At 46.0% G+C, this 19,748-nt stretch carries 19 protein-coding genes and 3 pseudogenes; 10 read left to right on the top strand and 12 right to left on the bottom strand.

The window, feature by feature from the left end:
- Nucleotides 1-92: 92 nt before the first annotated feature.
- Together OCV81_RS07050 and mef(A) are read right to left on the bottom strand one after the other, a co-directional pair.
- On the bottom strand, nt 93-542 hold the full coding sequence (locus tag OCV81_RS07050; RefSeq protein WP_148329417.1) for a radical SAM protein: 450 nt from the start codon (nt 540-542) through the stop codon (nt 93-95).
- Between the two features lie 147 nt (nt 543-689).
- Nucleotides 690-1,956, bottom strand: a pseudogene (gene mef(A) / locus OCV81_RS07045) (macrolide efflux MFS transporter Mef(A)).
- A gap of 158 nt (nt 1,957-2,114) precedes the next feature.
- Between mef(A) and OCV81_RS07040 the strand changes: the two are divergent.
- Nucleotides 2,115-3,407: an IS1380-like element IS942 family transposase gene (locus OCV81_RS07040; protein WP_148329416.1), complete on the top strand. Its 1,293-nt coding sequence runs from the start codon at nt 2,115-2,117 to the stop codon at nt 3,405-3,407.
- 169 nt (nt 3,408-3,576) lie between these two features.
- Nucleotides 3,577-4,200 (top strand): annotated as a pseudogene (locus OCV81_RS07035) (IS66 family transposase); the annotation flags it as partial.
- Between the two features lie 88 nt (nt 4,201-4,288).
- On the opposite strand, the pseudogene OCV81_RS07030 reads toward OCV81_RS07035, so the two are convergent.
- The 8 genes and pseudogenes from OCV81_RS07030 to OCV81_RS06995 all read right to left on the bottom strand — a co-directional run.
- Nucleotides 4,289-4,567, bottom strand: a pseudogene (locus OCV81_RS07030) (DUF4120 family protein); the annotation flags it as partial.
- Nucleotides 4,568-4,579: 12 nt separating this feature from the next.
- Nucleotides 4,580-5,077, bottom strand: coding sequence for a hypothetical protein (locus tag OCV81_RS07025; RefSeq protein WP_118328070.1), 498 nt, complete (start codon nt 5,075-5,077; stop codon nt 4,580-4,582).
- A 12-nt stretch (nt 5,078-5,089) separates the two neighbouring features.
- On the bottom strand, nt 5,090-5,341 hold the full coding sequence (locus OCV81_RS07020; protein WP_148329415.1) for a DUF6926 domain-containing protein: 252 nt from the start codon (nt 5,339-5,341) through the stop codon (nt 5,090-5,092).
- Nucleotides 5,342-5,351: 10 nt separating this feature from the next.
- Nucleotides 5,352-5,609 (bottom strand): hypothetical protein, encoded by a 258-nt coding sequence (locus OCV81_RS07015; protein ID WP_005801804.1) that lies wholly within the window; start codon nt 5,607-5,609, stop codon nt 5,352-5,354.
- Nucleotides 5,610-5,836: 227 nt separating this feature from the next.
- Nucleotides 5,837-7,870: a conjugal transfer protein MobC gene (gene mobC, locus OCV81_RS07010; protein WP_148329414.1), complete on the bottom strand. Its 2,034-nt coding sequence runs from the start codon at nt 7,868-7,870 to the stop codon at nt 5,837-5,839.
- Between the two features lie 34 nt (nt 7,871-7,904).
- Nucleotides 7,905-9,158: a conjugal transfer protein MobB gene (gene mobB, locus OCV81_RS07005; RefSeq protein ID WP_148329413.1), complete on the bottom strand. Its 1,254-nt coding sequence runs from the start codon at nt 9,156-9,158 to the stop codon at nt 7,905-7,907.
- A complete protein-coding gene (gene mobA / locus OCV81_RS07000) occupies nt 9,148-9,618 on the bottom strand; it encodes a conjugal transfer protein MobA (protein ID WP_017141823.1) in 471 nt (156 codons plus the stop codon). The genes mobB and mobA overlap by 11 nt, the downstream gene beginning before the upstream one ends.
- Before the next feature lie 415 nt (nt 9,619-10,033).
- Entirely contained in the window at nt 10,034-10,165 is a 132-nt protein-coding gene (locus tag OCV81_RS06995) for a hypothetical protein (RefSeq protein WP_262640236.1), read from the bottom strand.
- Nucleotides 10,166-10,291: 126 nt separating this feature from the next.
- On the opposite strand from OCV81_RS06995, the gene OCV81_RS06990 reads away from it, so the two are divergent.
- The 4 genes from OCV81_RS06990 to OCV81_RS06975 are packed head-to-tail and all read left to right on the top strand — an operon-like array spanning nt 10,292 to nt 12,709.
- On the top strand, nt 10,292-11,059 hold the full coding sequence (locus OCV81_RS06990; RefSeq protein WP_072545507.1) for a ParA family protein: 768 nt from the start codon (nt 10,292-10,294) through the stop codon (nt 11,057-11,059).
- Nucleotides 11,056-11,493 (top strand): DUF3408 domain-containing protein, encoded by a 438-nt coding sequence (locus OCV81_RS06985; RefSeq protein WP_118686893.1) that lies wholly within the window; start codon nt 11,056-11,058, stop codon nt 11,491-11,493. The genes OCV81_RS06990 and OCV81_RS06985 overlap by 4 nt, the downstream gene beginning before the upstream one ends.
- 2 nt (nt 11,494-11,495) lie before the next feature.
- Nucleotides 11,496-11,951, top strand: coding sequence for a DUF3408 domain-containing protein (locus OCV81_RS06980; protein WP_148329412.1), 456 nt, complete (start codon nt 11,496-11,498; stop codon nt 11,949-11,951).
- Nucleotides 11,952-11,953: 2 nt separating this feature from the next.
- Entirely contained in the window at nt 11,954-12,709 is a 756-nt protein-coding gene (locus OCV81_RS06975) for a DUF4122 family protein (protein ID WP_148329411.1), read from the top strand.
- Between the two features lie 163 nt (nt 12,710-12,872).
- Here the strand turns inward: OCV81_RS06975 and OCV81_RS06970 are convergent, their stop codons facing one another.
- The gene (locus OCV81_RS06970; protein ID WP_072544865.1) at nt 12,873-13,178 is read right to left on the bottom strand and encodes a hypothetical protein; all 306 of its coding nucleotides are present in this window, start codon (nt 13,176-13,178) and stop codon (nt 12,873-12,875) included.
- A gap of 13 nt (nt 13,179-13,191) precedes the next feature.
- A complete protein-coding gene (locus OCV81_RS06965; protein ID WP_148329410.1) occupies nt 13,192-13,773 on the bottom strand; it encodes an SLOG family protein in 582 nt (193 codons plus the stop codon).
- 365 nt (nt 13,774-14,138) lie between these two features.
- Here OCV81_RS06965 and OCV81_RS06960 point away from each other — a divergent pair, with 365 nt between their 5' ends.
- The 4 genes from OCV81_RS06960 to OCV81_RS06945 all read left to right on the top strand — a co-directional run bounded on the left by OCV81_RS06960 (nt 14,139) and on the right by OCV81_RS06945 (nt 19,555).
- On the top strand, nt 14,139-14,435 hold the full coding sequence (locus tag OCV81_RS06960) for a DUF4134 domain-containing protein (RefSeq protein WP_148329409.1): 297 nt from the start codon (nt 14,139-14,141) through the stop codon (nt 14,433-14,435).
- A gap of 2 nt (nt 14,436-14,437) precedes the next feature.
- Nucleotides 14,438-14,770 (top strand): DUF4133 domain-containing protein, encoded by a 333-nt coding sequence (locus OCV81_RS06955; RefSeq protein ID WP_072545503.1) that lies wholly within the window; start codon nt 14,438-14,440, stop codon nt 14,768-14,770.
- Nucleotides 14,767-17,163 (top strand): TraG family conjugative transposon ATPase, encoded by a 2,397-nt coding sequence (locus OCV81_RS06950; protein ID WP_148329408.1) that lies wholly within the window; start codon nt 14,767-14,769, stop codon nt 17,161-17,163. The genes OCV81_RS06955 and OCV81_RS06950 overlap by 4 nt, the downstream gene beginning before the upstream one ends.
- Before the next feature lie 568 nt (nt 17,164-17,731).
- Entirely contained in the window at nt 17,732-19,555 is a 1,824-nt protein-coding gene (locus OCV81_RS06945; protein WP_148329407.1) for a reverse transcriptase/maturase family protein, read from the top strand.
- Nucleotides 19,556-19,748 lie beyond the last annotated feature (193 nt).

The following is a 19,748-nucleotide window of genomic DNA, read 5'->3' as shown; positions in this document are numbered from 1 at the left end:
AAGATAGGTGAAAAATCTGACATGGCAAAATCCTGAGCAACTTTTTGTTGCTCAGGTACTTAAAAAGTTATATTTGTAATAGTGTTGCGGAATTAAGGATAATTAAAAAATGGTTCACCCATTCCCATATATACAATTCTGTTGACTTTTTCCTTCAGTAATGTTACTTGTTGCACAATTTCGGAAGGAGTTAAATTTCTTATAAATCCATTACTTCCAGATGCACAAAAAATACAACCGACAGGACATCCTACCATTGTACTAACACATACAGTTACACCTGTTTTTCTCTTTATGCAAACAGTTTCAACGCAGTAACCATCCTTTAATTTGAAAGAGTATTTTCTTGTGTCACCGCCATTATAAATATCATTAATGCTCATTGTTTGATATTTCTTTTGGGGCTTTTCCTTATAAAGGGCATGCATAAGCGATCGAGCTTTTTTTTCTCCAACGCAATCACAAATTTCTTTATATGTATAACCGTATGGGTCCGAATTTATCATTTCTTCAGTGATAATTATTGTGTTTTTATTTTTCATATCATCAATACCTTTCGAGAAATATAATTACAAAATACGATAAACTACCATTATTATAATAACATTTCTAAAACAAAAAATCAATAATCTACATATCTATTTTACTTAAAATACTAAAAATACTCTAAAAATATATGTATCGAATTTTTATGTAAAATATTTGTCAGATATATCATACGAACACACTCCTTTATTTTGTTTTGCATCTAATTTTCTAATCTCAGTTATCATTGGGCAAACTATTGCAATGCAAATAATTAAAATACCTGATAGTAAAAACCAATGATTTACACCGATTCTATCAGCAAAGAATCCAGAAAGAATTAACCCAATTGGCATAGCAAGAGACATGATACTTCCAGTTAAAGAAAATACACGTCCTAAATATTCAGGCTTAATTTTCTCCTGAAAAAGAGCTGTTTGCACACCGCTGTAAAACGGAACCGAAAGCCCCATTATTGCACAGCAGACTACAAATATGAAAAATCCACTTTGGGGAAGTAATCCTGAAATGGTTAAGCTTATCCCCATCATAAAAATGGATGCCGTTATTAATAAGATTCGCTTTTGGTAATTCCCAAATAACCCTAATAATAGACCCCCTATCAACATACCAGAGGCATAAGCAATCTCCGTAATAGAAATATGCATCGGTGTACCATTATAATATTCCATAGTGATTAAAGGATATAATGCATTTATGGGCATATAAACAAACATATATAATGTTCCAACGAGTAATAAAGCAAATAATCCTTTATTTTGCCGTAGTACAGCCATTCCTTCTTTCATTTCTCTTATGAAATTTGGTTTCAAGCTTTGCACTTGATCGCATAGCTTAGGAATACGTACAATTGCTACCGTAATAGACGCAATCATAGCACCCCAATACATCGATGGCAATAATAGCATTTAATTCCCAAACAGAATATAACAATGCTGCAACCGCCGGACTAACAATATAGCTTATAGACTGCAAAGACTGACTATAGCCTGCACATTTCGTAAGCTGTTCTTCTGGTACTAAAAGTGGCGTAACCGCATTGAGAGCCGGGGTGTGAAAAGCCGTTCCAATGCTACGGATAAACAATACTACCATAACCATCCAGATAGGTAGCTCCATATACAATGCAACAATAGCAAGCACTGCCCCAGCTGCTGCGATAATTAAATCAGCACCAATCATTATCTTCTTCCTATCATGACGATCCACTAATACACCAATGGCTGGTCCAAAGACCGCATAGGGTAAAAAACCTACAAGTGAAGCCATAGACAAGACCATCGCAGATCCTGTTTTTTCTGTAAGGTAAAAAATAATCGCCATTTGCAGGATGGCACTAGTGATTAATGATACTGCCTGCCCTGCCCATATTGTATAAAACTTAAGTTTCCAATTGTTGTATTTTTCCATTTATATTATCTCCTAAATTCTTATTTATCCTTAATTCCGCAACACTATAGTTTAACATTATTTATAAGTTCCTGAGCAACAAAAAGTTGCCCAGGATTTTGCCATGTCAGAATTTTCACTTACCTTAGTGTTGCGAAAAGAAGACAAGCAAAACTCTAATATGGCATGGCAAAATACAAATAAAATCTGAGAAACTCACTCCTTTTGGAGGAATTTTTTCTATTATGGAGCAATTTGATGCTCTTTTAGCTCAAACCATAGATTCCACCTTGGGATTGAGATGCACTATGTTTGGTTATCAATATAGCGAAATTCTACGCTCTCTGATGTGCGTATATCTTTGTGGCGGCTCATGTATTGAGGATGTTACAACTCACTTGATGAAACATTTGTCTCTTCATCCAACTCTTCGCACTTGCAGCGCAGACACCATATTGCGTGCTATCGAAGAACTGACTTGTAAGAACATCACCTATAAATCTGCTTCTGGCAACTCCTATGATTTCAATACTGCAGACAAGATGAACTGCTTATTGATCAAAGCCCTGCTTGCTACTGGTCAATTGAAATCCGGTCAAGAGTATGATTTTGACTTTGACCATCAGTTCATTGAAACAGAGAAGCATGATGCAAAACCAACCTACAAGAAGTTCCTGGGCTATAGTCCAGGTGTGGCAGTCATTAACGACATGATTGTCGGTATTGAAAATAGAGACGGCAACACAAACGTGCGCTTCAACCAAAGAGAGACTTTGGAAAGAATCTTCAAGCGACTGGAGGCATCAGAAGTATATATATCCCGTGCCCGCATGGATTGCGGCTCATGCTCGGAGGAAATCGTAGATATGGTAGAGGCTCATTGCAGGCATTTTTATATTCGTGCCAACAGATGCTCTTCCTTCTACGATTCCATGTTTGCCTTGACTGGATGGAAAACTGTTGAAATCAACGGTATTGAATTTGAGCTGAATTCCATCCTTGTTGAGAAATGGAAAGGAAAACCGTATCGTCTTGTCATACAGAGACAAAGGCGAATAGATGGAGACCTTGACATTTGGGAAGGCGAATATACCTACAGATGTATACTGACTAACGATTACAAGTCGAGTGCAAGAGACATCGTGGAATTCTACAATCTTCGTGGTGGCAAGGAACGCATCTTCGATGACATGAACAATGGCTTTGGCTGGAATCGATTGCCAAAATCGTTCATGGCACAGAATACTGTATTCCTGCTTATGACAGCTCTCATCAGAAACTTCTACAAAGCTATTATGCAGAGATTGAAAACCCATGAATTTGGATTGCGTGCCACCAGCAGAATCAAGACCTTTGTTTTCAAGTTCATCTCTGTTCCTGCGAAATGGATTAAGACATCACGTAGGCATGTATTGAATATTTACTCAGACAACAATGCTTATGCCAACCTGTTCAAGACAGACTTTGGTTAAAGACCATGCTTTTCTGGTTAAACCAGCGTATTACCTCAAGTCGCTTTATGGGGTAAGGGGATTTTGTGTCTGCGACATTTCTGTTGTGCAAGAAATATGTACAATAAAATGAATTTTGTCGCTTTGCAAGCAAAATCCCACTAAACCCTATAGGTTGCGGATTTGAGGTATATCTACAGACGGATATACGGTTTACAGAATGTATGACGGAGAAGGCTCAAAGGTGCTTCATATAGGATGCTGGACGCACTGCAGGAGGTTGTGGGTTGATGCTTTGCCATCAGACAGGACGGCGATGGACATAATAGATTCTATCGGTGATTTATTCAGGAATGAAGACCTGTTCCGCACAATGAAACTCAGCGGTGAGCAGATAAAGGGAAAAAGACTTAAACTTACAGGACCTATTCTTGAACGTATCCATCATAAGGTGGTCATGATGATGCAGGATGCGAAGATTATGGCTAACGAACTGATGAGAAAGGCAGTAAACTATACGTTAAACCAGTGGAAATCCCTGAGAAATATACTAAAGGACGGTTCTGCGGAAATCTCGAACAACCTCTGTGAGCAAAGAATGAAACCTGTAAAGCTGCTACTTAAGAACTGCATGAATATAGGAAGTGAGGCAGCCGCAGAAAACTCGGCATTCATCTTCTCTCTGATAGAAAGCTGTAAGTTGAACGATATAGATCCTCAGGATTACCTGAAACACTTGTTTGAATGTATTCTTCATGGTAAGGACTGCGACAAGAAGGCTCTTCTGCCATGTTTTTATAAATCGGAATGTTAAAACAAAAATATTTTCTTGCGGACATTTTTATTTTATCGGCTGAAAAACAGCCGATAAAATTGTCGTAGCGGAAAATAGAATGCTTACTGCTCCATCCATGGAACGGATTGAGCATCACGGCGTATGATTCGTCCGGTCTGCCATGATAGAGTACCCCTCCGACGACTCCAGTCCGTCCGTCGGGAGTTCTTTCGGCGAATCCGAACGAATGGGGTGCGAAGTCCCGGTAGAGTTCAATTTCATATTTCCCGTTCGAGTTCTTTTCCCACTGTTGCAATCGTTCGATGCATTGTTGTAAGGTATTGTCTCCGATACTTTTTGCGTATTCCACCACCTTGTTATAGTGTTCCTGACATTTGATTATCATATTCATTCATTTTTATGTTGTCTGTAACAGTTCTTCATATTCACCGAATCCGAAACATCCGGCTATGACAAAATCTTCCCCGCTTTTGTCAGCCAGCGACAGCAGGCTGTCCAGAGTATCGCAGTAGAAGAAGATTTCATCATCCATTTCCGTATCGGAATCCATGTCCAGGGCTATTCTTGTTTCCAGTGTCTCCAAGGTATCGTTCCAGCGTATGACGCATTCGAGGAAATGCGGTTCATGTTCCTTTTCATTACGGTACTCCTGATATTTTTCACGGATTTCCTTCTTGATTTCCTCCGGCTTCTTCCAGGAACTGTCATCCACGATTTCAAGACTCAGCCCCTCGACAAGCAGGCACGTGCCTCTGTCATATACCATCAGGGTACGTTTTCCCATGTGGCTTTTTCTCAAGTTTTCCCAATCGGGAATGTCCCACCGTTCGGTAGTCCATACTCCCCGGTAATTTTCGGGAACAGCGAGATATTCGCTCAGTGTCATTCTTTTCATTTTTCTGTGTATTTATGGTGAAACAAAAAGAACCTTGCAGGTCTTGCAAGGCTCTCCAAATGCGGGATAGCGGTCAAACTCGTTGCAGGCGTCCCAGTCCACGCTCATCGTGTATCCTTTCGGGAAATGTGTGCCGACAAACTTATCAATCATAGCCCGTTCCTCTTCGTTCAGGCTGCCGTCCTCTTCCGTTCCGTATTCCAGGGCATATATGGCCCATTCGGGAATGTTGTCCCATTCCGTCTGTTTCATGTGCGCTGCCATAGCATACCGTTTATGCGGCGGAAAGTCTGCCGATTATCTCCTGAAGTTCCTGTTCCCATTTTCCGTCGCCATTGCCGAAGGATGGATAGGTAAGCTGGTACCAGTTGTGGTAGTCGAAGAGTTTCATCCTCAACGGATAGTAGTCGAACATTTTCCGTCCGTCCCTGAAGATACGGATATGGTTTGTACCTATGTTCATGGCCTGTAGTCCGTGTCCGTTTAGAATCTCATGGAATCTTTCCATCGGGGTGAAGTTGCTTCTGCTCATATTTTTCATTTTTTGAGTTAGACATCTGCGGCTTGTCAAGCCGGTATTTTATTTCTTGCCTGCCTTTCTGTCCCGTGCCGGATTGCGCAAGGCTTTGCGAAAAAATACCGGAGCCCCCGGCGAGGATGATTTTTTCAGCAAACCACGGAGGGGCCCGGCCTTGCACAATCCAGCGGGCACGGGACGACCTTTGCAGGCGGAAATAAAACAGCGGTCTCCTTTTTCCTTTATTCTCCGTCATTGTTCTCTTCTTCCTCCTGCTGCGGGATGAGGTGTCTCAGTTCCGGATCATTTTTTATGCGTGTTATCTCATCCTCTATTATCTGCAACACGTCCGCCTTTATCTGCGAGTAGTTGCGGTCAATCTGTTGCTGCATGATGTCGTTTCCGTCTGCGTCCCTGAACTCGTTGATGACAGGAATTTTCTTGTAGGCTTTCATCTCTTCCGACACTTTCGCGCTGTCCACGATGATGCGGGCATGGAAAATCTTCTGCTCTATCTCTTCCCCGAAATTGTCTGCCACGCTGCCAACGAATGTACCCTGCGAAAGATTGGCTATCTTGGAAGCGGGTATCAGGGAATCAAGCTGCGTGTTGATGGAAGTCGAAGTGTCCTGACGGTTGATGGATATGGACTGCCGCTGCTGGAGAATCTTGCCGAACCGTTCCGACAATGATTTTGCCGTTTCTCCGACCACCTGTCCGCTGAAGATATTGCCCACCGTGTTCTGGATAACCTTCGCCTCCTTGTCGCCGTAGTCACGTGCAAGCTGCGAGAAGTCCTGGAAGCCGAGACAGACGGCCACCTTGTTGCTTCGGGCGGTCGCAATCAGGTTGTCGATACCACGGAAATAGATGGTCGGAAGCTCGTCGATGATGATGGAACTTTTCAGTTGTCCTTTCTTGTTCACCAATTTGACGATGCGCGAATTGTACAGGCCGAGAGCCGCCGAATAGATATTCTGCCTGTCCGGATTATTGCCCACGCAGAGGATTTTGGGGTGTTCGGGATTGTTCAAATCCAGCGTGAAATCGTCTCCCGTCATCACCCAGTAAAGCTGTGGCGAGATCATTCGCGAAAGAGGGATTTTCGCACTTGCTATCTGGCCCTGGAGCTGGTCTTGAGCTCCACCTTGCCATGCGTCCATAAAGGGGGAAAGATAGTTTTCGAGGGACGGATAAGAGGTAAGAATCGTGAAGATATCGGCATACGGCTTGTTAAGAAATTCGATCGCATGAGGGAACGTGCAATACTTTCCGTCCTTGTAAATCCGCAAATACCAGATGATTGCGGCAAGCAGGATAATCGGTGACTCCACGAAAAAATCACCCTGTTTCTGTATCCAGGTCTTGTTCAAATTGAGCATTATCGTGTAAGCTGACTCATAGGCATCCGATATGTCCGCCATGAATCTTGGATTGATGGGATTGCAGCGGTGGCTGCGTCTAGGGTCGTCGAAATTGATGACGTAGAATTCCGGCTTGACCTTGTAATGTTGTCTGTGCTTGAGCAGATGGTTGTAGGCTATCTCCGAGAGGTCCGGAAACTTGTAGTCATAGATATACATGGCAAAGGATTTCTCGATTTGCTGTTTGATGTAGTTGTTCACCACGGCATAGCTCTTTCCGGAGCCCGGTGTTCCCAGTACGATAGAGGCTCGGAACGGGTTTACGATATTGATCCAGCCGTCCCATTCCTTGCCCTGATAGACAAATTTCGTGGGCAGGTTGACGGAATACTCGTTTTCCATAAGCCTTGTTTCCTGCATGAAACTTTCGTTGGCGGTGTTGAACACGTCTTCCATGAGGTTGTGTTTCAGCATACGGCTGATCCATATTCCCGACATGAGCAGGAGAATGTAGCCTATGGTGAGCGTCAGCGTATATACGGTAGCGTTCACTGTCGTATTGAACGGCAGGTCAAGCATCCACCAGTTCATGAAGAATAGGACGATGCCGCCGAGGAAGGCGGCGTATATTTTCCGCCACGTCATCTTCTGGTTCTTGACACCTTTCGTACCCAGACACGAAAGTCCCAGGAATATGAAGGCGAACACTTTCGTCACAAGCAGGTTGCTGAACAGTCCTGCCGTCCTCTGGAAGTTCAGCAGAATCCTGTCCACGACTCCGATGTTGATACCCATGCCCACGAATGCGCTGTAGCAGAACCAGTAGACATGGATTACAATAAACACGATGGAAATGGCACGCATGAACTCCATGACCTTGGCCAGTCCTCTCAAATCATCTTCTTGTTGCATAACTGTAAAAATTTTGATGGTTGGTAATTGACAATCAGGATATGCCGCGTGAACGGCGTTTCTTCTTTTTCTTGCGTTGTAGTCTGCGGGCGAGTGCCTCCTCCTGTGGGTCCGGCCCGTTGATGTCGGGACTGAATATTCCGAAAGCCTGCTCGATGGCGCTTTCCATGTTGTCGGAAAGGCTCTCCCGTGTGGAGGTATATTGTCCGGTGGATTCCGGCTCCGGAAATTCCTGCGGCCTGTTAAAAAGCTGTTCGAAGGCGTTGGCGGAAAACTCCTTGCCCAGACGGGAACCGTTATATACCTCACGGTTTCTGTGGTCTATGAAGGTCACGCCGTAGATACGGCCTTCCTCGTTTTCCCTGAACACCACGTCAATGCCCTTTTCCCCGAGCAGCCGGATGAAATCTTCCCGGTTTCCTCGGCAGCCGTGCCTGGCCAGCGTGACGGCATCATGGATTTTCGGCTGCCACTTCCGGTTTCTGAAATCTCGGACATTGACGGCAATCCTTTTTTCTATCCCTTCGTAGCCGAAGCGCTTGCCGATGAGCGAAGACTTGATGGGCGTGCATACCGGCCCGCCCGCATCGTCCGTCAGGGTATATACGATACCGTTGTAGGGTGAGCCTTCAAATTCTCCCCGAACCTGTTTGGCCTCGATGTTGAAGCATGAGAGCATGGCACTGAACTCCCCGAATGTCTGGAAGCGGTAGGCGGTGAACACACTTTTGAGGATATTGCCGACCTGACGTTTCACGTCCCCGTCCCGGTAGTCCGCCTTCTTGAGATACGGTTCCAGCAGTTCGTTCCGCTTGTCAGCCACAGGCTTGAGTCCGAATCTGTTTTCCAGTTCCCGGCAGGCTTTCATCGAACGATTCCATTCGTATGCGTCACTGATTTTCTCGCCGTTCTCCTTCACGCAGGTGGAGACAATATGGACATGCCTGCGGCCGATGTCCTCGTGCAGATAGACGATGTAGGGCTGGTCGCTGTAGCCCATTTTCCGCATGTACTCGCGTGCCAGTTCCGCGAACTGCCCGTCCGTGAGGCGGTCGTCCGCCGATGGGTTCAGGGAGATATGCAGCACCGGCTTCTCCGTGTTCCTGTTGGCGGCGAGGTAGCTCTCGAAAGCCCATAGCGTCTGCTGCATGACATTGTGGGGATTTCCGGTGAGGTCGGTAATCATGCGGTTGCCCGCGATGATACGGGCGGTTGCCTCATCCACTTTACGCTGGTTGTAGATGACCGCCCCGTAGAGTGATACACCCCTGTTGATCTTAGCCACCATTCTGCTGTTCCTCCTTCTTTCTTTTTATAAGGTATTCCTCCTCGAACTCCCGGGTAAGCATGATGATCCGCTTGCTCAGCACCACCAGGTCGATGGTGGCCTTTTCCAGATTGCGGAGCAGGGCGAACGCCCGTTTCTCGCCGAAATTGGACTTGACTGCCTTAACAGTCTGGTTGTAGTTGTTGCCAATGGCCTGGAACTGGTGATAGAAATTTGTAAGTCTGATATAGTAGTCCATCGCAGCCTTGTCGATTCTGACGACCTTCATTTCACGTCCGAAAATCATCGCCTTGATGAATCTTGCCCGTTGTTTCATCCCGGATTTTTCAAACAGCAGCTCGAAATTTCCGTTCTCTTCCGAAGTCAGTTTGATACCGTAGCGGAATACTGCCGGGTCGGTCTTCGGTTTTCTGCCCGTGCTTCTTCTTGTTCTTCTTTTACTGTTTTCTTCCATACGCATTGAGATTTTCTGTTTCTGATTTTACGTCATGGATTTCCGACTTTGGAGGAAATCCCTCCCGAGCCTTCAGGCGAGTGGCAAGTTTGTTTTGGGATGCCCGAATCATTTCGGGCTGCCCAAAACACAACTTGCTATGTTCGCTTGAACATGAATTTGCCTGAAGTCAAATTGAATTTTGACCTTCAGCCTCATTCTTCGGCTTCGGGATAACTCCATCCGGCATCCATTCCGTTGTCGGTGGCAAAGTTACGGCGGTATATCTACCTATAAAACAGTATGTTATATGTAACAAGATGTCATACGATGACAAGGGTCGTCACCGTCTCCGGATGATGGCGATTATTCGGGAAAATCCTTTTTTATTTGCAGTGCGGACGGTTGCAACCGGCCTTCTGATAGCGGAATAATGGTCATATTATCCGATGATTCCGGTAACGGTTGGGATGATGGAAGCAATATCGGACGGGACCGTTGACGGATTGTCATGACCAACAGACAGACCGCGGATGGAAGCGATGTCGGAAAGATGCGGTAACAGTAGCATCAAAGGTTATGACACTGGATGATACCGTTAATGGATGCGGATTTGGATGGTTGGAAAGAAACGTCTGCGGATTCACGGATTAGTGGATGACACCGGTATTTATTCAATAACAATTAAAAAGAAAGACTTATGAGTAAAGAAACTTTGTTCGTTGCGATTAGCAACCAGAAAGGAGGGGTCGGGAAATCGGCCCTGTCCGTAGTGCTTGCCAGTTACTTCCATTTCGAGAAGGGACTGAACGTGGCTATCGTTGACTGTGACTCTCCCCAACACAGTCTCGTACGTATGAGGGAGCGTGACAAAAAGGCTGTTTCCAACAGTGCCTATTACCGGCAACTGATCAAACAGCAGTGGAACCAAGTGCAGAAAAAGGCCTATCCCATTGTAGGCTCCACCGCTGAAAAGGCAAGGGAGGCGGCTGATGCGATTGCGGCAAGCGGGGATTACGACCTTATTTTCGTGGATCTTCCCGGAACGGTCGAGTCCACCGGGGTATTCCGTACGATTGTCAATATGGATTACGTGCTTACTCCCACCGTTCCGGACCTGATTGTGATGCAGAGTACACTGTCCTTTGCCACGACTGTACTTGACCATATCAAGAAGATGGAAAATACTCCGTTACTCAAGGACATCTTCTTTTTCTGGAACAAGTTGAAAAAACGTACCAATGTGGAGATTCTCAGGTCATATTCGGAGGTCATGAGAGAGCTGCATCTGACAGTCCTTGACAGCACGCTTCCTGACCTGTGCCGTTATGAAAAGGAGATAACCCATGCCAAGCGTGCCTTTTTCCGTTGCACGCTGCTGCCGCCTCCAGCCAGACAACTGGAAGGCAGCGGTCTGGTGGAACTTGCGGAAGAGCTTATGGTCAAACTTAAACTTGGACAGTCATGAAAAAGAAAATCGTTGAGGTGGACGAAGATGTCCTGAAGGAAATCATTGTCGGTGACATACCTGTTTTCGGCAAGGACAGCCCCGCCCCGAAAGAAAAGTCCGTGGAACATCAGGAAGCGAAAAGCCCCGCCGCAACCGTACCGGCAGATACTCCAGCGGAAAAGCCCTCCGTGGAGAAGCCCAAAAGGAAAAAGGATGAATCCTTCGGATACCGGGAAAGGTTTCTGGTCAATATACCCGCGTCAAACCGTTCCCATGTGTATATCAACCGTGAAGTGGCCGAGTGCATCAAACGGGTACTGCCTGTCATCGCTCCGGAGATGAGCATATCCGGCTTTATCAGCAATATCCTTGTGGACCATCTACAGAAACACTGGGACGAAATCAACGAATTGTATAACAAAGAGTATTATAAACCATTAAAACCATTTTGATTATGACACAGATTATTTTTCAGGCCATTGTTGCCTGTTGCTGCATTTACACTGTTTACAGATTGTCATTGTTTATTTTCCGTAGGCTGTTCAAGGGCAGGAAAAACGGAAAGGATGTCCGCGACGTTTCTGTAGAAACGGCAGACATCACAAGACATGACAATGGGGATGATGATACTTCCGAAATAACATTTGAGGTACTGGAAAACACATCCGCTTTCAAATCTTCGGAAACCGGTTCTTATAAATCCTCCTATTTGGTAAGTTATCCTGTAGGCAACCGGATACAAGTATATATCAACCGGGAGAGTTATGCCTACATCAAGCGTTTTCTGGCAGTTACCGCTCCTGAGATGCCCATTTCCGGTTTTGTAAACAGGATTATAGATGAACATTTGAAGAAATACGAGCATGAGATGTCAAAGCTGTACACGGAATGTATCACCAAACCTTTATAATTATGACTGCGATAGTTTATTTTACCGTAAAGGCAGTATGTGCTGTCTATATATTGTGCCATTTGTGGACATTCATTTTCCACAGACGTATGTACGGAATATGGGACCTCATTTTAAGGCTGATGCGGATTGCCCGTGTCAGAGTGTGGAGATACCGCAGACAACGCAAGAAAGAGGCGGAGCGTCGTGCCCGCAGAAAGGCAAGGCGCAGAAAGCCGGAAACGGATAAGTCCAAAGGAAAAACCGAAACGGCTGTTCCGTCCTCTTCTTCGGATGACGATGATGTGATAGGCAAGACAAAGGTCATCTATCTGGAAGACCCGAAAGTTTCAAGGATGACTCCAACCCGTTCCGAGCCGATGGAGAAAATTCCATTGGAGGAAGACAAGGATATCGGTTCTGATGATGTGGAGCTGGGAAATAAAGGACTGACTGAAGAAGAACGTGAGGAGCTGATGGCTCCCGTAGATGCCGAACCCGACCCGGATTTCAACACAGCATTGACAATCGAGGAAATAAACAACGTGGCGGAGGTACTTACATCCGGGATTGTTGACGAACAGAAAGCCCTGCGTGCCGCAAGAACCATCCATTACAAACTGAGTGAAACGGAGATACTGGCTTTCCTGACCGACAAGCTGAGCAATCTGGAGAAGGTGAACGGTTTGCTTGACAAGTATCTGGGAAACCGGAAGGGTGTATCAGGAAGAAAAGACAGTAAGGAAGAAGAGCCTTTCGATATAGACAAGTATGCGTGATCAGGAAGTTCAAACGTGGCCATCCTGAAACGGTCAGATGAAGGAGATTCTGGTTAAATCTGAAAGAGTGATACATACAGGATAACTTTAGTTTCATACCCCTGCTTTCCCTTTTTAATATTTAGGGGGAAGTGGGGGTATGCGATATGAGACGGTGGATATCCTATTTCCTATCCGGGTACAAAAGGTCGGGACTGACATTGATGAAACGTACGTAATCCTCCGTATGCGCGAAAGACTCGTCATTGATTCGTCCAGCCAGTTCATCGGGTGTCAGACATTCCACATCGTAGAATGTCTCGTCTTCAGGATCATCCAGACTTCTGGCGGGGGATTTCCTCCACATCTCAATGATTTTCTCATCAGAAACGTCTCTGCTGAAAAAACCGCAGTTCCATACAAAAGCGAGTAATCGTGTTTCTCTTTTCCCTGTATGGTCAGGGATTGTAATCTGTTCCTTTGATTTCATAAGTTTCTATTTTTTAATCTGTCCATTTTATATTCGGTTTATTTGGTTCATGATTGTTTTGCAATGCAGTTATGTCCGTTATCACTTCTCCAGTAAACAGATTGATGACTTCCCGTCCAGTTTCCACGGCCTTTTTCACGGTATGGTATGTACCTCCGTTGCACACGTTGTCCCAATATGCTATTACCATTGAAGCCCTGCTGACCATATAGGTGTCACGGCGCAGGTAACATCCCCTGTAATATTTTTCTGAAAGCATCACTACCCGGTCAGCCTTCTTAAGCAGTTCCCTGTAAAGCAGCTGGTCTTGCGGGTCAAACCATTCGGCTTGGGCTCTGAAAGGGATAGCAGCCGCCAGTGTCATATCCTCATATTGTTCTTTCAGTTGCAGGACAGCTTCAGCCGCTATCATGTCGAACCCTTCTGCCATGCCCGAATAAAATTCTCTGAAACCTTCTTCATAGAGGTTTTTTATCATAGTTATGACCTTTCCCCTGATTTGTCCGCTGAGGTTCCGGTAGTCCTTGTTTTCCTGCATCAGTCTTTGCTTCCGGTGTCCCGTGAATGCCGCTACCTTTTTTTCTTCCTGTTTCATGATGTTCTGTTTTTTGTTCTACATGTTTCCGGTATATGCCGGAGTTTGATTTCTTGCAGGCTTTTCTGTCCCGTGCCTGGATACTGCAAGGCTTGTCGGGAGAAAATACCGCAAGCGCAGCGAGGATGATTTTCTCCAGGACAACCGGAACGGCCTGCCTTGCAGATTCCGTAAAGGCACGGGCTACCTTTGCCGGAAGAATCAAAGGCCATTTTTCCATTGTTTTTCGTCGTCGGAATTCCCCTGCCGATGTAACGTAATGACACCCGATGTCACGCATCGTCAATGTTGTAAATCAATGAGTTAAGCATTATATATTCGTGGTCGAAATCATTTTTTGTCTCACCAAATAAAAGTTTCGACACATGAAAAAAAGATTCTTTTTTGCAGCCATGGCGCTGCTTGCAACGACAGGGGCTTTCGCCCAGGGTAACGGTATCAGCGGTATCACTGAAGCCACCAACATGGTCACTTCCTATTTCGATCCGGGAACCAAACTGATTTATGCCATCGGAGCCGTGGTCGGCCTTATCGGAGGCGTGAAGGTCTATTCCAAGTTTTCCTCGGGAGATCCCGACACCTCCAAGACGGCAGCCAGCTGGTTCGGCGCCTGCATCTTTTTAATCGTGGCCGCCACCATCTTACGCTCATTCTTCCTCTGATTATGGCGGAGTATCCTATCAACAAGGGAATCGGCCGCAGCCCTGAGTTCAAGGGGCTGAAAAGCCAGTACCTGTTCATCTTCGCCGGCGGACTGCTCGCCCTGTTCGTCCTGTTTGTCATCATGTACATGGCAGGCATCGACCAGTGGGTATGTATCGGCTTCGGTGTCATCTGCGCTTCGGTGCTTGTCTGGGTGACTTTCCGCCTGAACGCGAAATACGGTGAATGGGGACTGATGAAATTGCAGGCGCTGCGCCGCCATCCCCGCTACATCATCAACCGGAAGGGTTTCCTCCGGTTGATTTGTCCAACCCCGAAAAAACGTAATGTATGAGAAATGTAATGAAAGCCGCCACACTGGAAAGCCGGTTTCCGCTGATGGCCGTCGAGCACGGGTGCATCATCAGCAAGGATGCCGACATTACCGTGGCCTACAGGTTGGAGCTGCCGGAAGTGTTCACGCTGACTCGCGCCGAGTACGAGGCCCTCCATTCCACATGGGCGAAGGCTGTCCGGGTTCTACCGAACTACAGCATTGTCCACAAGCAGGATATCTTCATCGAGGAGAGTTACAGACCTGACATCTGCCGGGATGACCTGAGTTTCCTCAGCCGAAGCTTTGAAAGGCATTTCAACGAACGGCCGTACCTGAACCATACCTGCTATCTGTTCCTGACTAAGACCACGAAGGAACACAGCCGCACGACAAGCAGTTTCAATGCCCTCACGCGCGGGTTTATCATCCCCAAGGAGATGCAGGACAAGGATACCGTTGCACGCTTCCTGGAATGCTGTGGGCAGTTCGAGCGTATCGTGAACGACAGCGGTCTGCTCCGCATGGTCAGGCTGACGGACGAAGAGATTACCGGTACGGAAACCTCCGCGGGCATTATCGAAAAGTATTTTTCGCTTTCGCAGGAAGATACGACCAGCCTGCAGGACATCACTCTCGGAGCCGGGGAAATGAAGGTCGGTGACAATGTGCTCTGTCTGCATACCCTTTCTGAAACTGAGGATTTGCCGTCATCCGTGGGTACGGACAGCCGTTATGAACGGCTGTCCACGGACCGCAGTGACTGCCGCCTGTCCTTTGCCGCACCGATAGGGATACTGCTCACGTGCAACCATATCGTGAACCAGTATCTCTTCATAGACGATTCGGCGGAGAACCTGAGGAAATTCGAGCAGACCGCCCGCAACATGCACTCGCTGTCCCGTTACAGCCGTTCCAACCAGATCAACCGTGAATGGATTGAGGAGTACCTGAACGAGGCGCACAGCAAGGGACTCACTTCCATCCGTGCGCACTGCAATGTCTTTGCATGGAGCGACGACCGGGAGAAGCTGAAGCGTATCAAGAATGATGTGGGCAGCCAGATTGCCCTGATGGAGGCCAAGCCCCGCCATAACACGGTTGATGTGCCGACACTTTTTTGGGCGGCCATTCCCGGCAATGCCGGTGATTTTCCGTCTGAGGAAAGCTTCTACACCTTCATCGAGCAGGCCCTGTGTCTGTTCATCGGGGAAACGTCCTACAAGGATTCGCTCTCGCCGTTCGGCATCCGCATGGTGGACCGTCTGACCGGAAAGCCTGTCCATCTGGACATTTCCGACCTGCCGATGAAGAACGGTACGATTACCAACCGCAACAAGTTCATCCTCGGACCTTCGGGCAGCGGAAAGTCATTTTTCACCAACCACATGGTGCGCCAGTATTACGAACAGGGAGCGCATGTGCTGCTGGTGGACACGGGAAATTCCTATCAGGGACTGTGCAGCCTTATCCATGCCCGAACGCATGGCGAGGACGGCATCTATTTCACCTATGAGGAGAGCGATCCGATAGCCTTCAATCCTTTCTACGTGGAGGACGGTACTTTTGATATCGAAAAAAAGGAGTCCATCAAGACGCTTATCCTTACCCTGTGGAAACGTGACGACGAGCCGCCGACACGTGCCGAGGAGGTGGCACTCTCCAACGCGGTCAATCTCTTTCTGGAGAAGATACGCACGGACAGTACCGTGGTTCCGTCCTTCAACACCTTCTATGAGTTCATCCGCGACGAGTATCAGGAAATCCTGAAGACCAAGCGTACACGGGAGAAGGATTTTGACGTGTGGGGGTTCCTGAATGTGCTGGAACCTTATTACAAGGGTGGCGAGTATGACTTCCTGTTGAATTCCGACAGACAGCTTGATTTGCTTGGCAAACGCTTCATTGTCTTCGAGCTGGACAATATTCGTGACAACAAGGTGCTGCTTCCGATTGTCACCATCATCATCATGGAAACTTTCATCAACAAGATGCGAAAGTTGAAAGGTATCCGAAAGATGATACTTATTGAGGAATGTTGGAAGGCATTGGCATCCGCCAATATGAGCAACTATATCCGCTACCTTTTCAAGACCGTCCGAAAGTTTTTCGGAGAGGCTGTTGTCGTTACCCAGGAGGTGGAAGACATCATTTCGTCACCCATCGTCAAGGGAACCATCATCAACAACAGCGACTGCAAGATTTTGTTGGACCAGAGGAAGTATGTCAACAAGTTCGATGAAATCCAGTCCCTGCTGGGCCTGACCGACAAGGAACGTGCTCAGATTCTCTCCATCAACATGGCCAACAGCCCGTCCCGCAAGTACAAGGAAGTGTGGATAGGTCTCGGCGGAACACAGTCGGCGGTCTATGCCACCGAGGTCTCGCCGGAAGAGTACTGCGTGCGCCCGTAAAGGGAATTTGACGAATGTCGCTTTGGCAAGCGACTGGGCAAGTGTTTAAAATGCCTATTAACAACCGCTTACCGGAGGGGGAAACCCCATAAGGGAACACAGCACGTTGGTAAAGCCATAAGTCAGCCAACTGTCAGGCTGCGACCGAATGGCAAGTTAAAATGACAGATATGAGGATAAAGCCTGTATTGGTTGAACGATAGTCCGAGCAGTCGTATCCTTGGGCAATGACGGAAGACAGTTGAATAATTCTTCGGAATTATACCGTCATGTTGCGGTACTACACTGATGATTTGTAGCAGGAGTAGCATAAACTTACCGCAAGGCAACTACCATAAGTAGTAAAGGACGAAAGTCGTATCCGACAATCTGTCAAGCCAAATAGTCGTCAAATTTCTAAACGGGGATTGCCTAAACCGGAAAGCCAGTTGTACGGCTATGGGGTCTGCTCCTGAATATCCGGCATGGCAACGGAGCTTCCATAGTAGTCTGAGCAGGGTAACGCCCTGTACATGGCGAAGGGAAGCAGCTAATTAAGTTTAACAATTTAAAGGAAGATGTGAGAGACATGAGAAATCCAAAAAATGTGTTGAACAGTCTGAGTAAACACAGCGGTAACTTGAACTATAAGTTTGAGCGGCTGTATAGAGTGCTGTTTAACGAGGAAATGTTTTATGTAGCCTATCAGAATATTTATAGTAAGACAGGCAACATGACGGCAGGAGCCGATGGTGAAACCATTGACGGAATGAGCATTGACCGAGTTGAACAATTGATTGATAGTCTCAAAAATGAGACTTATCAGCCTAATCCGTCCAAAAGGACGTACATACCTAAGAAAAACGGGAAAAAACGTCCGCTTGGCATACCTTCTTTTGATGATAAGCTGGTACAGGAAGTAGTTAGAATGATACTTGAAGCAATCTATGAAGGTAGTTTTGAACATACTTCGCATGGGTTTCGTCCCAAACGAAGTTGTCATACTGCTCTTATAGATATACAAAAGACATTCACTGCCGTGAAATGGTTTATTGAAGGCGATATTAAAGGATTCTTCGACAATATCAATCATGACGTATTGATTAATATTCTTCGGGAACGTATCGCTGACGAAAGATTTTTGCGGCTTATCCGAAAGTTCCTGAATGCCGGATATGTGGAAGACTGGGTATTTCATAGAACGTACAGTGGAACTCCGCAAGGCGGGATTATCAGCCCAATACTGGCTAATATCTACCTTGACAAGTTCGACAAGTACATTAAGGAATACACCAATCAGTTCAATAAAGGAGTAACGAGAAAAGGCGACGCTCGATACAAGCTCTACGAACAGCGGAGATACCGACTGGCAAAGAAACTGAAGAATGAGAAAAATGCAAAGGTAAAGGAACAGATGACCGCTGAAATTAAGCGGCTACGAGAAGAACGGAACAACTATCCGGCACGTAATGAAATGGACAGCAGCATCAAACGGTTAAAATACGTGAGATACGCAGATGATTTTCTGATTGGAATTACCGGTAGTCTTGAAGACTGCAAAACAGTAAAAGAGGATATTAAGAATTATCTTAATGAAGCTCTTAAACTGGAACTTTCAGATGAAAAGACACTGATAACCAATGCGCAGAAACCAGCGAAATTTCTCGGATATGACGTATTTATACGCAGGTGTAACGATTTACGTAAGGATAAGTTCGGAAGAACGGTTAGGGCATTCGGACACAAGCCTGTCTTGTACCTGAATTTTGAAACGATGCGGAAGAAACTCTTTGATTACAAGGTCGCAAGAATAGCGGTTGTCAATGGCAAAGAGGTTTGGAAATCTATCGTCAGAACGTACATGCTGAACTTGGATGACTTGGAAATAGTCAGTCAGTTCAATGCCGAAATCCGAGGGTTCTATAATTACTACTCAATAGCCAATAATAGCTATGTCATCAATTCTTTCTATCACATTATGTCATACAGCATGTATAAGGTATTTGCGAACAAATACAAATCATCTGTAAAGAAAATACTTCTGAAATATAAAAAGAACAAGGTTTTCCAAGTGGCATATGAAAATAGCAAGGGTAAGACACTTTACCAATCATTTTATCATGATGGTTTCAAACGCAAAAAGGTTGCAGGGAATATTTACTGTGACACTATTCCACGGACAGTTTCCATAACAGGTGGACGTAATAGCCTTATGGAAAGGCTGAAACTCCAAGTCTGCGAATTATGCGGTGCTACCGATAAACTCGAAATGCATCACGTTCGCAAACTTAAAGACCTGAAAGGTAAATCCGACTGGGAAAAGAAAATGATAGCTCGAAGACGAAAAACTTTGGCTGTCTGCTCAAAATGTCATGCAAAAATAGACCCCGACCGAAGAATCAGACTGAATTAATTAGTGGAGAGCCGGATACAGGGAGACTTGTAAGTCCGGTTCGGAGGCGAGTACTCGGAAACCTACCATAGAAATATGACAAGGCGCTGGGTGCTTAGCCTACACCTACACGACCGAGGAGACGGAAAAGCTTGAAGTAATGCGGCTTACCCGGAAGCTGGGTGGCAATATCGAGCTGGCAATCAAGCAGCTG

It is taken from the genome of Phocaeicola fibrisolvens (assembly GCF_025567125.1).
Lineage (GTDB): Bacteria > Bacteroidota > Bacteroidia > Bacteroidales > Bacteroidaceae > Phocaeicola > Phocaeicola fibrisolvens.
The sequence above is the reverse complement of the archived record's forward strand: the minus strand, read 5'-3'. Positions and strand labels throughout refer to the sequence as shown.